This window comes from Pantoea phytostimulans, assembly GCF_046118715.1.
In the GTDB taxonomy this organism is placed as follows: domain Bacteria; phylum Pseudomonadota; class Gammaproteobacteria; order Enterobacterales; family Enterobacteriaceae; genus Pantoea; species Pantoea phytostimulans.
In genome coordinates this window covers 635,397-649,255 of record NZ_CP173698.1, presented here as the reverse complement: position 1 = coordinate 649,255, position 13,859 = coordinate 635,397, and the positions used below count along the sequence as shown (strand labels likewise).

Annotated in this window: 13 protein-coding genes; all 13 read right to left on the bottom strand. The window is 55.8% G+C overall.

Annotated features, from left to right (window positions below; all coding sequences use genetic code 11):
• Window positions 1-80: 80 nt before the first annotated feature.
• The gene (locus ACF2G4_RS03085; protein ID WP_409075494.1) at window positions 81-2,291 is read right to left on the bottom strand and encodes a TonB-dependent receptor; all 2,211 of its coding nucleotides are present in this window, start codon (window positions 2,289-2,291) and stop codon (window positions 81-83) included.
• Window positions 2,292-2,456: 165 nt separating this feature from the next.
• Window positions 2,457-3,692, bottom strand: coding sequence for a beta-ketoacyl-ACP synthase (locus ACF2G4_RS03080; RefSeq protein ID WP_215847109.1), 1,236 nt, complete (start codon window positions 3,690-3,692; stop codon window positions 2,457-2,459).
• The gene (locus ACF2G4_RS03075) at window positions 3,689-4,420 is read right to left on the bottom strand and encodes a 3-ketoacyl-ACP reductase FabG2 (protein ID WP_409075493.1); all 732 of its coding nucleotides are present in this window, start codon (window positions 4,418-4,420) and stop codon (window positions 3,689-3,691) included. The genes ACF2G4_RS03080 and ACF2G4_RS03075 overlap by 4 nt, the downstream gene beginning before the upstream one ends.
• Window positions 4,417-4,893, bottom strand: a complete 477-nt coding sequence (locus ACF2G4_RS03070) for a hotdog family protein (RefSeq protein ID WP_243078179.1) — start codon at window positions 4,891-4,893, stop codon at window positions 4,417-4,419. The genes ACF2G4_RS03075 and ACF2G4_RS03070 overlap by 4 nt, the downstream gene beginning before the upstream one ends.
• Window positions 4,883-6,043, bottom strand: a complete 1,161-nt coding sequence (locus ACF2G4_RS03065; protein WP_409075492.1) for a beta-ketoacyl-[acyl-carrier-protein] synthase family protein — start codon at window positions 6,041-6,043, stop codon at window positions 4,883-4,885. The genes ACF2G4_RS03070 and ACF2G4_RS03065 overlap by 11 nt, the downstream gene beginning before the upstream one ends.
• Window positions 6,040-6,612, bottom strand: coding sequence for a DUF3261 domain-containing protein (locus tag ACF2G4_RS03060; RefSeq protein ID WP_243078181.1), 573 nt, complete (start codon window positions 6,610-6,612; stop codon window positions 6,040-6,042). The genes ACF2G4_RS03065 and ACF2G4_RS03060 overlap by 4 nt, the downstream gene beginning before the upstream one ends.
• Window positions 6,609-8,915, bottom strand: coding sequence for an MMPL family transporter (locus ACF2G4_RS03055; RefSeq protein WP_409075491.1), 2,307 nt, complete (start codon window positions 8,913-8,915; stop codon window positions 6,609-6,611). Before ACF2G4_RS03055 ends, ACF2G4_RS03060 begins: the two co-directional genes overlap by 4 nt.
• Window positions 8,902-9,510: an outer membrane lipoprotein carrier protein LolA gene (locus ACF2G4_RS03050; protein WP_243078183.1), complete on the bottom strand. Its 609-nt coding sequence runs from the start codon at window positions 9,508-9,510 to the stop codon at window positions 8,902-8,904. Before ACF2G4_RS03050 ends, ACF2G4_RS03055 begins: the two co-directional genes overlap by 14 nt.
• Window positions 9,504-9,923, bottom strand: coding sequence for a thioesterase family protein (locus ACF2G4_RS03045; protein WP_215847116.1), 420 nt, complete (start codon window positions 9,921-9,923; stop codon window positions 9,504-9,506). The genes ACF2G4_RS03050 and ACF2G4_RS03045 overlap by 7 nt, the downstream gene beginning before the upstream one ends.
• Window positions 9,916-11,637 carry a glycosyltransferase family 2 protein gene (locus tag ACF2G4_RS03040; RefSeq protein ID WP_409075490.1) on the bottom strand — a complete coding sequence of 574 codons (1,722 nt, stop codon included), beginning with the start codon at window positions 11,635-11,637 and terminating at the stop codon, window positions 9,916-9,918. The genes ACF2G4_RS03045 and ACF2G4_RS03040 overlap by 8 nt, the downstream gene beginning before the upstream one ends.
• Complete coding sequence (locus ACF2G4_RS03035) at window positions 11,631-11,978, bottom strand: 3-hydroxyacyl-ACP dehydratase FabZ family protein (RefSeq protein WP_409075489.1); 348 nt, start codon at window positions 11,976-11,978, stop codon at window positions 11,631-11,633. The genes ACF2G4_RS03040 and ACF2G4_RS03035 overlap by 7 nt, the downstream gene beginning before the upstream one ends.
• Window positions 11,965-13,332, bottom strand: a complete 1,368-nt coding sequence (locus ACF2G4_RS03030) for an AMP-binding protein (protein WP_409075488.1) — start codon at window positions 13,330-13,332, stop codon at window positions 11,965-11,967. The genes ACF2G4_RS03035 and ACF2G4_RS03030 overlap by 14 nt, the downstream gene beginning before the upstream one ends.
• Window positions 13,296-13,856, bottom strand: coding sequence for a hypothetical protein (locus ACF2G4_RS03025; RefSeq protein WP_409075487.1), 561 nt, complete (start codon window positions 13,854-13,856; stop codon window positions 13,296-13,298). The genes ACF2G4_RS03030 and ACF2G4_RS03025 overlap by 37 nt, the downstream gene beginning before the upstream one ends.
• Between the last annotated feature and the right edge of the window lie 3 nt (window positions 13,857-13,859).

The following is a 13,859-nucleotide window of genomic DNA, read 5'->3' as shown; positions in this document are numbered from 1 at the left end:
GAATCCGTTTGATTGATCAGATTTATTCGCAAAATAAACGGGGCGCATGATGCGCCCCGTTGCGATGAAACTCAGGTTGATTAGAAGTCGTAGCTCATACCGACTTTCAGCGTACGTCCATCACCCTGTGATAAATACGTGCCGCTGTCATCAATGTTGGCCCAATATTTCTCATTGGTTACGTTCTCAACACCGACACGCCAAACCATATCGCTCTGGTTAACTTTGGTGCGGTAACGCAAACCCAGATCCAAGGTGGTGTAGCTGTCAATTTTCTTGGTATTCGCAGAATCTGCCCATTGTGAACCGGTGTGGTTCAGCAAGGCGGTTGCGGTCAGTCCTTCAACCGGTTTGATATCATATTCTGCGCCCAACTGGTAATCGTAGCGAGGAACGCCCACCGCCTGCTTGCCGTCGTAGGTGCCACCCTCGGTTTTTTGCATGACCGGATCGATCCAGGTTGCGCTGGCATTCAAGCGGAAACCTAATACCGGCTCGCCGAAGATGTTGGTTTCAACACCACGATGGCGCTGTTCGCCATCCATTACGTAGGCGTTGTCACCGTTGAGAATGCCGGAAGGCTTCTTGATTTCAAACAGTGCCAGCGAGCCGCCAATCCGGCCGAAATCCGTTTTCACGCCAATTTCATTCTGCTTCGAATGCGCAATGCCCGTGACAGAACCGTAGTTGCTGCTGCCTTGTGGCGCGACTTCACCGGGTTGCAATGCTTCGGTGTGGTTCGCATAGAGAGAAACGGTCTCCCACGGCTTGTAGACCACGCCATACGTTGGCATCCAGCGGCTGTTGTCATAACGCGAAGCGACATCCTCTGCGCCCGTGCCGTAAGCGTAGTTACGCACCACCACTTTCTGATGACGCGCACCCACTGTAAACAGCAGCGAATCATCAAACAGGCCCAAGGTATCGCTGAGCAAATAGCCTTGCGTACGCGAGCGTGCGGTGGTCAGCGGATCAGAGAAATTACCACCGCTAAAGTTCACGGCGGGTTCTGCGATATCGTTGGTGTGATAGATATTGGTTGATGCGCCGCTCAATGCCATGCCATAAGCATTTTTGGCATTGGTGGTCAGCGCCGAATAGCCAATGTTCACTTTGTGCGAGACGAAGCCGGTATCGAAATTGCCACGTAATCCCACCATGCCGCTCATGTTGTCTTGAATGCGGTTAGTGTTGAAGGTGGCAATGGTTGCATCACCGTTGCTGTTGGTGATCTTGGGCGTGGCGTAGTTGCCGGTTTCATGGGCATGCTGCGCGCCCAAGCCTGCGTAAGCTGTCCAGTTATTGGTGATATCGTATTCCGCTTTGGCGATACCAAATTCGGACTCCATATCGCTGTACACCCATTTTTGGCTGTAGTTATGCGAGTTTGACGGCACCGCAGGAATAAAGTCGATACCGCTGATGTTCAAGCCTAATCCACCGTCGTGGAAGGTCTTTTTCTGATAACCCACATCAAGTGACGTGCGCAGACGATCGCCCCGATAATCAAGGCCGATCGACGCGGCGGTGGTTCTTTTCTTCTCGTCATCTACGCCGGTTTCACCTTCACGATGCACCGCGTTCACCCGCACACCGAACTGGTTGTTATCGCCAAAGCGTCGACCAATATCGACATTGGTCCCCACCTGCGAGGAGGTGGTGTAATCCACGCCGACGCGCGTCAAAGGCACATCATCTGCATGTTTCGGTTCAAGGTTGATCATACCGCCAACCGCGCCGGTGGCTGAGCCGTTCAGCAAACTGTTTGCACCTTTAAAGATCTCAACGCGATCGATCAACGCCGTATCCATTACCTGACGTGGCACCACGCCGGGCAAGCCGCCAAAGGTCATGTCATCGCCATCCATCAGGAAGCCACGGATGCGGTAGCTTTCAGCAAAGTTGCCGTAGCCCTTCACGCTCTGCACGCCAGCATCGTTTTTCACCACGTCAGCGATGGTATGCGCCTGCTGGTCCTGAATCATTTTTGAGGTAAAGCCGATGACGTTGAACGGCACGTCCATCGCTTTTTGCTCGCCGAGCATGCCCAGGCGACCGCCGTGAGCAATTTGCCCATCGAGATAAGCGGGCACCAAATCGTTGCCACCCGCTTTAAAATCATTTTCCGGTGTCGCCACCACGGTTAAGGTCTGTTCTTTATTGTCCGCTGCTGCATCACTGGCAGCGTTATTCGTCGTCGTAGTCTGAGCCATCACTGGCAAACAACCGGCGCTGACGAAAATAGCGAGCAGCGTCGGTTTGAATCCTGGGGTTGAAAGAAGTTGGCGCATCGTCGTTCCCTAATGGTAAATATACTGAGAATCATTATTATTGCGGTTTGCGATTATGCGCGGGGCGGAAGTGAATGCAAGAAAAATCTTATGCTAAAGCGCAGGATTTACAGTCTGATAACGGATGAAAAAACAGTGAAGGCGCTGCCGAAGCAGCGCACTTGATCAGGCGTCGCGCCAGCGTTTGAAGATAAGCGAGGTATTAATGCCGCCAAAGGCGAAATTGTTGGTCTGGATAAAATCGGTTTCCAGCTTACGCGGCTCACCGATAATGTAGTCCAGCGCACCGCATTCTTGTGCAGGCTGCGTCAGATTCAGCGTCGGTGCAAACCAGCCTTCGCGCATCATCTGAATGCTCATCCAGGCTTCCAGCGCACCGCACGCGCCCAGCGTGTGACCAAAATAGGATTTCAACGAAGAGACGGGCGTTTGGTCGCCAAACACGGCTGCAGTTGCCAGGCTTTCAGCAATATCACCCCGATCGGTGGCTGTGCCGTGCGCATTAATATAGCCAATTTGTGAGGCTTCCAGCCCGGCACTTTTCAGTGCACGCTCAATGCAGATTTGCATGGTTTCGCGCTGCGGCTGCGTAATATGTGCCGCATCGCAGTTGGTGTGGAACCCTACCAGCTCGGCGTAAATTGTTGCGCCACGCGCCTGCGCATGTTCCAGCGATTCGAGAATCAAGGTACCCGCACCTTCGCCAATCACCAATCCATCACGATGCTGATCGAATGGCGAAGGGGTACTTTGCGGTGCGTCATTGCGCTGGCTGGTGGCAAATAGCGTATCGAATACCGCCGCTTCAGAAGGACATAACTCCTCTGCGCCACCGGCTACCATCACCGTTTGGTAGCCGTGGCGAATCGCTTCCCACGCATAGCCAATCGCCTGGCTGCCCGAGGTACAGGCGCTGGAAGTGGGGATCACACGACCACGTAAACCAAAAAACAGACCGGCATTCACGGCGGCGGTGTGCGGCATCATCTGCACATAGGTGGTGCCGGTAATATTGTTGGTGTGCTTTTCAGTCAGCATAGTGGCGAATTCGCTCACCGGCCCGGTGCTGCCAGTGGAAGAGCCATAAGCAATGCCGGTTTCACCATTGGTCAGTACCGGATGATCGATCAGCCCAGCCTGTTCCAAAGCCAGTTCGGTGGCGCGGGTAGCCAGCAGCGAGACGCGGCCCATGGCGCGAATACGTTTACGGGTATAGTGCGCAGGCAAGGTAAAATCATCAATCGGCGCGCCTAACAGCGTGTGCAGCCCATCATAAACTTGCCATTCCGGCATCTGCCGCACTGCGTTTTTACCTGCAAGAATACGTGCCGCGACCGCCTGCCATTGCTCGCCAAAAGCGGTGACACCGCCCATGCCCGTGACAACTACGCGCTGAATCACAGCATGCCTCCGTTAATCGAAATCACCTGACGCGTGACATAACCTGCAATGTCAGACATCAAATAGCTGGCTAATCCCGCCACTTCATCCGCTGCGCCCATGCGTTTCATCGGAATAATTTTCAGTGCTTCCTCAACGACTCGCGGTTCAAGCCCTTCCATGCCGGTATCAATCAGGCCGGGCGCGATGCAGTTTACGGTGATTTTACGTTTTGCCAGTTCAATCGCCAGCGCTTTGGTTGCGCCGATGATGCCCGCTTTTGCCGCGCTGTAATTGACCTGGCCGCGATTGCCCATCATGCCAGAAACCGACGACAGTGTGATGATCCGACCGCCACGACGCAGACCAATCATGGGCATCACGCAGGGGTGAATCACATTATAAAAGCTGTCGAGATTGGTATGAATCACATCATCCCACTCAGATTCTGTTAGCGCAGGGAAAGCGCCATCCCGGGTAATCCCTGCATTGCTGACAACGCCGTAATAGGCACCGTGCTGCTCAATATCCGCCTCCAAGGCGCTGCGGGTCGCGGCGCGATCGGCAACATCAAAACCCAGCACCCGCCCGGTTCCACCCTGCTCCACGATGTGCTGCAATGTGTGTTCAGCGCCAGCACGGTCGCGATTGTAATGCACCACCAGTTCGAAGCCGTCCTGCGCCAGGCGCAGCGCGATAGCGCGGCCAATGCCTTTACTGGCGCCCGTTACCAATACAGAACCTCTCATGGCTGATTTCCTTGTGACATCAGTTGCTGTAGCTCTTCTTCATTCGGTTGATAGGTATTCAGGCGTCCGCTGGCCAGCAGCAGATCGCCATAATGGATTTCGCCCTCAAAACTGCCCATCCGATCGTCGCGCATCAGTAGCCGCATAGTGATATCCAGCGTTGCGTTAGCCGGGAAATGGGGCTGTGTTGCCCGCCAGCCGCGCCCGCCTAACAGCATGCCTGGGTGGATAAGGATTGCTCCGGCACGTTTCGCTTGCCAACCAGACCAGACACCAACGGTTTGCGCCATGATCTCTACGCCAAACCACGCGGGCAGTTCACCCTGCTGATTAAGAAAAGGTGCCAGCACGCCTGTTTTGGCCGTTGTCACTCGGCAATGCACGCTTTCTTCGTCCACCGCAATCAGCTGTTCGACCAGCACCATAGGCGTTTCATGCGGCAAAAAATCCGCAGCACAACCCTTAATTGTCATCGCACCGTCCCAAAATTAAACAGGTATTATTGCCACCGAAAGCAAACGAGTTGGACGCGATAATCGGACGCGCCAGCGGCTGAGAGTGCAGCAGCAGGCCGCACTCTGCCAGGCTTTCGTCGCGAGCGGCGACAGAAAAATCTTGCGCCGGCAACGGCAGATTCTCGCTGAGAATCAACGCGCTGAGCGCGGCTTCGCACACGCCCGCTGCACCGAGCGTGTGCCCGGTAAGGTGTTTCGTCGAACTGCAGGGTACATCACTGCCAAACAGGCGATGGATCACTAACGCTTCCATCTGATCGTTAAGCGGCGTCGCGGTGCCATGCAGGTTGATGTAGCCGATATCCTGCGGCGCTAATCCCGCCTGTTGCAGCGCCATGCGCATGGCGCGCTCTGCGCCCTCTCCTTCTGGATGCGGCGCAGACATATGCCAGGCATCTGAAGATTCACCCGCGCCCAACAGCGCTAACGGCTGCGGTTCTCGCGTTAACAGCATCAGCGCGGCCCCCTCACCAACCGAAATGCCATCGCGCTCACGGCTAAACGGCACGCAGCGGCGTTCAGAAAGTGATTCGAGACTGGCGAAGCCGTTAACCGGCATGCGGCTTAGTGAATCTGCACCGCCTACCAGGGCAACATCCGCCAACCCTGCAGCAATCAAACGTTCGCCGCTGATCAGCGCACGAGCGCTGGAAGAGCAGGCGGTGGAGATGGTATAGGCTGGTCCATTGAGTTGCAGATATTGCGCCAGAAAGCGCGATGGATCGCCCAATTCTTGCATCTGGTAATGGTAGCGCTGGCGATCACCACGAATCTGCTGATCGCCTTCGTCAACACCCGAGGTGCTGGTTCCCAACACTATCGCAACGCGATCGACACCATATTTCGCAACAGCAGCATCCAGCGCTGGACGAATTTGCGCTAACGCCGCCAGCAGCAGCTGATTATTACGGGTGTCATGCGCAGCAAAGGCAGCGGGTATAGCAGGCAACCTGGCCTCTACCGCACCCAGCCAGCAGCGTTTGCCTGACGTTAGCCAGCCTTCATGCTCACGCATACCAGGCGCAATGCCGCTGATCAGGTTCGCGGCAATCTGCTGATTATTGTTCCCAAGCGCATTGAGCATCCCGAATGCAGAAATGTAGATCATGATGCATCCAAATGTTGAATTTGAATCAGGTAACCAAACGCGTGCTGCTGAAGGGTGATCGGCTCACGTCGCTCGCCGCGTTGTAGATAGGTAATCTCCGTCACGACCTGGTTATCGGCATCTCGCAGCACGCGCTTCAATCCTTTGTCTTGTAGCGTCCAGCCGCGCGGCAGCTGTTTTTGCCATACCGCAATCGGCCAGTGACTCAACATAATATCGGCCAATACCTGACTGGCGGGCGGCATATTGGGCAGCGGCATCAGCTGTTGCGTATGAATGCCCCTGGCATCGTAACTGACACGGAACAAGCGAATCCCCACCGATGATAAGCCCGCTAATTCTATTTTCTGCGCATCGGCGCTCAGCAACACCAGCAGCGACTGGCGGGTTCCTTTTATTTGGCCGGTTAAGAGTTGCTGCTGTTGAAATGCAGGCGTGATGCCCGGCGGTGGCAGCATAATCTTCACGCCAGGCTTCAGCCAGGCGGTAGGCTGCGTATTATCTGGCTTAGGGCTGGCGCAGGCGCTGAGCAACAGACTGAATATCAACATCATCGCTGCGCGAATCATCTTTTTTTCCTCAATTTAGTGGGCCGCATGGCCAGCGGTGAGAGCAGAAAGGCGCTAAAAATACCGCTGCACAACACGGTGCCAAAACCAGTAATGGCGCTGGTGCTGCTGAAAACCAACATGCCCAACGTCAGCAACGTTGTCATCATCGCCAGCGAGACCGCCAACAGTGAAGTCAGCGGCGTACCCTGCGGATTGCTAAAGAACAAGGTGTAATTAATGCCAATGCCCAGCACCAGAATCAATGCCAGCAGCGCGAACAGATTCAACGACGCGCCCATCCAGCCCAACGTTGCCAACGCGGTTGCCAGCGACAGCAATGAAGGTAATGCACTGCGCAAACCCGCTTTAAGGCCTAAACGCAGCACGTAGCTCAGCGCAATCAGCGCTAACGCCAGCAACAGTAAGCCGCTCAACAGCGAGCGCCAGAAGCTGAAAAGCGTATCGTAGCTGGCCTTACGATCGACCCAACTTACGCCTGGATATTTTTGCGCCAGCGCACTGAGCGCCGCGCTATTTTTTACGCCGCTGGTCGGCACCAGCACGCCGCTGCGCCCGTCAGGCAGCGACAGCCATAACAGTCGCCAGCCTTCACTCAGCGGACTGTTTAGCCAGGCTTCTGGCGTTACCGTCATCGGTTGAAGATCGGGTGCGGGCACGCTGATCCCCGCCTGTTTTAGCCGCGCCACGATCTTCGGTGCGGCCTGTTGCAGGGTAGCAATGTCTTGTTGCTGCTGTTCCAGCGAACGTAACGGCAGTAAACGGAAGTTTTGCAGCGCACCTTGCTGCTGCGCCTGTTTTAAATCTGGCACCAGCTGCGCTAAACGCTGCAGCGTCTGCTGTGCGTTATCGCCCCACACCACAAACCAAGTTTGATCGGCGCGTTGACCCGTCAAATCCGCCAGTTGGCGATCCTGTTCGAGCAGATGGGCCGGCGCGCTTTGTAGATGGGCAATATCATCATCCACCTTTAATTGCACCATACCGCCCAGCGCGTAAACCGCCATCGCCAGCGGCAAGCCAATTCGCAACGCTTTGCGGCGACGCCACGCGGCTAACCAGCGCGCAAGCGGCACCATCAACGGCACAGGACGAACCGGTAAACCGCGCACCAACCACGGATAGAGAAAAATCACCGTTAAACAGGATGCCGTTAAACCGCTGGCCGCAAAAACCGCCAACTGACGCAGACCCGGAAAAGGCGCCAGCAGCATTAATAGCCAGGCAATCGCGGTGGTGGCTAACGCCAGCAGCAGCGTACCGCGCACTTTGCGTAGACTCTGCCACGGCGTGGCGTGTTCACCATGTACCATGCGTTCGGTGAGGTAGTAGAGCGTGTAATCGGCAGAGATGCCGACAATGCTCAGGCTCATCACCAGCGTCATGATGTGCAGCTCGCCAAAACAGAGCAGCGTGGCGACCGTGCCCGCCATCGCGCCAATGGCGACCGATGCGAGGCATAGCAGCAATGGGCGCAACGAGCGGAACACCAACAGCACCAGTATCAACACGCCGCCCAAGGTTATTGTGCCGAGTGTTTCAACATCGTGTTGCGCACGCTGGCTGGCATCATCACTGAACAGTACTGTGCCGCGCGTCAGCAGTTGTGCCTGCGGCCAGCGCTGTTTTAGCGCTTTTTCAAGCTGCCTGAGTTGCGACACAAGTTGATGGCTCTGCGTAATGCTAAACGCATTATTTGCCAGTTCGCCATGCAGGAAATAGCCGCGTTGGCCTTGCTTATCCTGCACCGTTAGCCAGCCATTGTGCAGCATCATGCGATCGGCATTTTGCTGAAGTGCCAGCTGTGAGCCTCGTACCAGCATCAGCGGATCGTTTTGTAACTCCTTGCTGCCCACCCCAGAAAAGGCGGAAAAGAGTTGGCCTAACAGCCAATCAGCTTGCGCATCGCCGCCGTTTTGCAATCGTGCACGGGTTGCATCATCAATCAGGCCGTTACGATGTTGCCAGGCAAAACGGCCCCACTGCTGCTGCTGATTTTCATTGAGATCGCCCTGCACCTGTTTGAGTGCAGGCAAAGCGCGTAATTGCTCAAGCCACCAGCGCGCCACCTCTGGATCGTCGGTTTTTCCTGGTAATACCAGCCAGACCATTTGTCGATCCAGCCGCTGCATAAACCCTTCCTGCAACTCAGCAGGCGCGGCACCGAGGTTTTGCTGCGGCAACAACGCCAGTACGCTGCTGTTGAGATGGCTGCGCGGCAACAGCAGCACCAAGGCGACAGCTAACACCATGCAAACCACTAACCACAGCGCGGCGAAGAATTTATCATTACGGCCCGGCAAAACGTGTGCGCTCCTCGTCACTTAATTGCGGCGGCTTAATGCGCGTGTTGCTGAGTTGAATGTGGGTCTTATCACCCTGCTTGTCATCCAAATCGATACGTTCGAGAAATTCGCTGCCAGCCAGATCGATACGATTAAATATCATGTTAAGCGGCGCGGCTTTAGGCGTGAGTCCCAGCGTCCAGCGCTGGTTGCCTTTGTCCTGAAAATCGAGCGTAAAGTTCTCTTTCAAGACTTTCTCATCTGCCTGAAACAGCGCGCGCAACAAATGATTGAACTGGAACATTTGTGGATTACTGTCTGAAGTGATGACTTGCGGCGGCTGATTATTCAGCGTTTGTACCATGCGCTTATCATCAAGCAGCAGCGTCATGACAAACGGCGTACTTTGATGCCACCACAGTCCTTGTTGTTGCGCGATCAGCAGGTTGCCATGTGATACCAGCGGCTGCGCCATGCCGGAAATGGTGCGTGTTTGAACAAAATCTGCGCGAATGATCGGTTGGCTGGCAAAGCGCTGTTGTAACTGTTCCAGCGTGACGGCGCTGGCCGCGCTGGCCCACAGTAGCAAACTGGCAACGATAATTTTTAGCATTCTTTCACCCCCAGGCGTTCCAGCAAAATATCGGGCGTCACAAAGCATAAGGTTTCTGTTGCCTGCTCCACCGCAACCTGCAAAGTGTGCGCTTTGGTGGTGATCTCCCCTGCCGCATTGCGGACCTGGTAGTCGATGCGTAACCGGTTTTCATATTCGGTGATGCTGGCGCTGACGGTGATCGGTTCCTCACAGCGCAGCGGCTGGCGATACTTAACGCGGGTGTCGACCACCGGCCAGATGTAGCCGCTGGCCGCCATTTCGCTGTAGCTGTAATTAATGCTGCGCAGCAGCGCTTCACGGGCCACTTCGAAATAACGGAAGTAGTTACCGTGCCAGACCACGCCCATCGGATCGCAGTCGTGAAAAGAGACCGTGAGCGCGACTTCCACGGTATGCAGGTGATCAGGCATTGTCGGACTCCTCATGGCGCACCCGATCATCGGGCAACGTCCAGAAATCGAAAAAGTTAAACCAGTCGAGCGGTGCCAGCAGTGCATGGTGCGCCAGACGATCCGCATAGCGATCAACCGTGACCTGTAGCGCCTGTTGACGCTGTGCGCGTGGCAGCAGCAGCGGATCGGCAAAAGGTTCGCAATGAATCTGTAACTTACCCTGCTGGCGCAAGGCGAACATCAACAGCACCGGGCAGCGCAGCGCAGCAGCTAACACAAACGGGCCTTGGGGAAAGGGTGCGGGACGACCCAAAAACGCGCTCCAGACTACGCGACGCTCCCCGCCGCGCTGGCGGTTAACGGCGGTACGATCGCCGACGATAGCAATCCATTCGCCCGCATCCAGCTTTTGTTGCAGCAGAATGGCTGTTTCCGGGCCGATATCGCTAACCGGCAGCAAATTAACGCCCGCGTCTGGCGCGATAGTTTCCAGCACCGCACGGAAACGTTGGGCATTGTCAGTGAATACCAAGGCGTTAATCACCATGCCGCTGACCTGTTTTGCCATGGCGCGGCAGGCTTCGATATCACCCAGATGCGAGGCAAGAATCAGCTTTCCGCGTTCGCCGGGCGCACGGATCACCGCTTCTGCACCTGGCGCAAAATCGATATCGCGTCCCCAACGCAAATCGCCACGCCAGCTGGCTACCTTATCCAGCATCGCTTCAGCAAATCGCAAAAAGTGGCGATAGCTGTTAAGCGGTTTGGGCAGTGCAACCTGCTGTTGGCTGGCGTAATCACTGACTCGCGTGATCCATTGCTGTGAAGCGTGACGGGCGCGCTGTCCGCTCAGCCAGTAAACCGCCACCACCGGCCACAGCAGTATTAGAAAAGGTAAGCGGCCACAGCGACGATAAACTGCCAGCATGAAGCGCAGACCTACTTGCCCACGGCGCTCCGGTTCGCCGGACCAATGTTTTTGCTGGCGACGCATGTTTACCAGACGCGGAATGCGCGGCAACATGCCGAAAAACAAGCGCGTATGCATCCAGGAGATGCGCAGATTGTCATACAGCGCATCAAAGTGTGACACTCCGGTTTCTGGGTAAGTCACACGCGTGGTGAGAAAGCGGCTTGGTGTGCCCTGCCAATAGAGTCGCACCATGATTTCAGTGTCAAAATCCATGCGCTGACCGATCGCACGCTGATCGCACAGCGCCAACGTTGGCGATAACGGGTAGACGCGAAAGCCGCACATGCTGTCTTTGATCGAAAACGACAGCGTTTCGATCCACACCCAAAAATGGGTGATGTAGCGCCCATATAAACGTGACTTGGGGATCGAACTGTCGTACAGCGGCTTACCGGAGATCAAACATTCAGGATAACGCCGCGCTTCCGCCAGCATGGCTGGGCAATCTTCAATCTGGTGCTGTCCATCGGCATCCAACTGCAGCGCATGGGTAAAACCCTGCGCAGCGGCAGCTCGCAGTCCCTGTATCACCGCCGCACCTTTGCCCTGATTGTGCGTTAAACGCAGTACGGTGATCTGTTCAGCCCGCACGCTTTCCAGTTGCTGTTGGGTGCTGGCTTCGCTGCCGTCATCCACAATGATCACGGGCAGGTTAAAAGGTGCCAACCGTGCCAGCACTGAAGCCATCATCGCGCCGTGGTTGTAGCAGGGAATCACCACGCACGGTGAGAAGTCAGACGAAAATTGAGGTGTTAACACAGCTGAATTTTTCCGCTGCTGGCGCTCAGCGCGTTACCGTCACGCAGCAGGCTGTAACAAAAGCTGAGGCGGGATTTCGTCGCATCCCACTCAATATGCAGTTGCAACAGCGAATCCGGCGCTACCGGCTGTTGAAATTTGATGTTTTCGACCGCAGCAAACTGTTTGCCGGGTGCCAGACACTGCACCGCGTAATGCATAACCCAATCGAGTTGCGCTACGCCAGGCAGAATCGGCAACGTGGGGAAATGCCCTTGAAACCAGAACAGATCGGTAGCGATATATAGCGTTAGGGTTACGCTGTTGTCCTGAATCTGGCGGCTGCGTTCAACCGGCAACATGAAAAAGCTCCTCAATTTGTGGCCAGGCGCGTTTGCTTTGTGTGGTGACGGGAATGGTCGCCACCACACGCCAGTAACGCGGCAGCGCCACCGACTCCAGCAAAGGTTGCAGATGCTGCTTCCAGCGTTTTTTCTGCGCCGCTAGCTGATGATCATCAAGCGGCGTCGCCAACGCCAGCACCACGCCAATACCCTGGCGATCGTGGCGCGTAATAGCCAGCGCGGCGGCATCGACGACACCGGGCAGCGCCATTAAACGCCGTTCGATTTCACTCAGCGAAATGCGTTTATCTTCAATTTTTACGATGCGATCGTGGCGACCGGTTATCTGAACGTGGCCTGCGGCATCAACCTGCAAGCGATCGTCGAGCTGCCAACCTGCAGCGTTTTCAATCAGAGCGGAAGAGACTTGCCAACGATCATTGTCGATCTGTTGTAGCCTGACGCCAGGAAAACAGATCCAGGCTGCGGCGTCCGAATCGCGCTGCCGCCAGGCGATCACGCCGGTTTCCGTGCTGCCGTATATTTCACTCACCGGACAATGCATTGTCTGCTGGGTATGTTGCGCATCCTGCCAGGCCAGCGCCCCGCCCGCTGAAACAATCAACGTGCAGGCGGCTACAGGGAAGTGATCATCCAGGCGGCGCAAAAATGCGGGGCTACTGATTAAAGCGTGGCGATAATCTGGGTGCCGAAGCTGTTCAACCAGTTGTTCACTGTAGAATAGCTGCTGCGCCGCAAAGGGTTGACCCAACGCCATAGGCAATATGATGCGAAAGGTTAAGCCATAAAGATGTTGATGACTGACCGAAGCAAGGATGCGGCAATCTGTGAGCCTTTCACCCCAGAGCGCAACCAGCCAGCGCGACTCCTGCTCCAACACCGCCAGTGATTTTACGACACGACGTGGCGCGCCGGTTGAACCTGAGGTAAACAGCACCAGCGCGGCATCGGTGGGCAAAGCGGGAAGTTCACCTTCAGCTTCATCATCCTGCCAGCGTTGCAACGGCAAATGAATATCTAAAGGCAGATCGCTGATCACGCCATCCAGCGCATCGCCCATTTCATTGAGCTGCGCAGCGCGACAATGGCCCGGGATCACCGGTGTTTTTTCCGCGTACCAGGTTGCCAGCAGCGCGACGCAAAATCGGTAGCTGTCATCAAAACAGAGCGCCCACTGCGTGCCGGGCTGCCTCCGCAACGTCTGGCTAAGCGACAATACCTGACGGCGCAGCGTGCTCAGCATCAATGTGTGATCGCCACGCCACGCCACTTCGCGATCCTCGCTGGTTAGCCACGCAGCAATGGGTTGTGCGATCATGCTTTGCGTCTCACGCGCTGGCGTACCAGCCATTCGGCGCTCATCAGCGCGCCCATCAACAGATAGCTGATGCCGCCATTCCAGAGCGTCCACAGGCGAAGATTTCCCATCAAACAGGTGCTCAGCGCTATGCTGCCGTTAAAGATAAAAAACAGGCACCAGACTTGCGTGACGCGTCGCGTATAGCGCACGGCCTGCGGCGGCAGCGTGGATTCACGCAGTCGCGCAAGTCGTTCAACCAGCGGCATGCTGCTCCATAATGACACGCCAAATATGATCAGCATGGCCAGGTTGACCGCCACCGGATACCACAACAGCAGATGCTGACTGCGCAACGTCATGCTGCTGATACACAGCAGCGCGCCGAGTAGAGCCAGCCAGCCCATCACGTTGTTAAATGCGGTTTTCTGCCGACGCAGGATAAACCAACGCAGACCGAACAGCGCGGCCAGTAACCAGAACAGCGCATGCCATTGTGGTTGAGTCAGCGCCAACCAGACCAAAAAAGGCCAAGCCAACAGCGTGAGAAGGTTGATCAGGCGTAGCGCAGCATGCATGTT

Bases quoted from the DNA above. Each gene is read 5' to 3' on its own strand.
- ACF2G4_RS03085 (WP_409075494.1), bottom strand. From the start codon at position 2,291: ATGCGCCAACTTCTTTCAACCCCAGGATTCAAACCGACGCTGCTCGCT.
- ACF2G4_RS03075 (WP_409075493.1), bottom strand. From the start codon at position 4,420: ATGAGAGGTTCTGTATTGGTAACGGGCGCCAGTAAAGGCATTGGCCGC.
- ACF2G4_RS03070 (WP_243078179.1), bottom strand. From the start codon at position 4,893: ATGACAATTAAGGGTTGTGCTGCGGATTTTTTGCCGCATGAAACGCCT.
- ACF2G4_RS03065 (WP_409075492.1), bottom strand. From the start codon at position 6,043: ATGATCTACATTTCTGCATTCGGGATGCTCAATGCGCTTGGGAACAAT.
- ACF2G4_RS03060 (WP_243078181.1), bottom strand. From the start codon at position 6,612: ATGATTCGCGCAGCGATGATGTTGATATTCAGTCTGTTGCTCAGCGCC.
- ACF2G4_RS03050 (WP_243078183.1), bottom strand. From the start codon at position 9,510: ATGCTAAAAATTATCGTTGCCAGTTTGCTACTGTGGGCCAGCGCGGCC.
- ACF2G4_RS03045 (WP_215847116.1), bottom strand. From the start codon at position 9,923: ATGCCTGATCACCTGCATACCGTGGAAGTCGCGCTCACGGTCTCTTTT.
- ACF2G4_RS03035 (WP_409075489.1), bottom strand. From the start codon at position 11,978: ATGTTGCCGGTTGAACGCAGCCGCCAGATTCAGGACAACAGCGTAACC.
- ACF2G4_RS03030 (WP_409075488.1), bottom strand. From the start codon at position 13,332: ATGGCTGGTACGCCAGCGCGTGAGACGCAAAGCATGATCGCACAACCC.
- ACF2G4_RS03025 (WP_409075487.1), bottom strand. From the start codon at position 13,856: ATGCATGCTGCGCTACGCCTGATCAACCTTCTCACGCTGTTGGCTTGG.